We start from the raw sequence: 281 nt of genomic DNA, 5'->3' as shown, positions 1-281 counted from the left end.
CTTGAGCTAAGGCAAGGGCTAGAGGGTCACTTGCGAACGCCAATGCCGAGTCCCTGAATAAATTACGAGAAAACTGGTCTAGTGCGATAATCTCAGCCAACCTCCCTTGCGGAGATTGGCGCCAGCAGGCCAACTCGCATTGGCACGCTTTAGCGTGCAACTCACCAAATCGCTGTTGAATCTGTTGATCGAGCTCAGCACTGGAGCGAAACCAATCACTTGGCTGCAGTTCATCGAACCAAAAGCTCAGCACATCATCGTAATTTAGCGTCATAGAATGC

The 281-nt window shown here is 50.5% G+C and carries 1 protein-coding gene; it reads right to left on the bottom strand.

What is annotated here, in order from left to right; genetic code table 11:
• Window positions 1–274 (bottom strand): DUF924 family protein (locus AB4585_RS27215; RefSeq protein ID WP_372171860.1); only part of this gene is annotated, 274 nt, incomplete at its 3' end.
• Window positions 275–281: the final 7 nt, after the last annotated feature.

This window comes from Vibrio sp. 10N.222.49.C9 (assembly GCF_041474985.1).
Lineage (GTDB): Bacteria > Pseudomonadota > Gammaproteobacteria > Enterobacterales > Vibrionaceae > Vibrio > Vibrio crassostreae_C.
The sequence above is the reverse complement of the archived record's forward strand: the minus strand, read 5'-3'. Positions and strand labels throughout refer to the sequence as shown.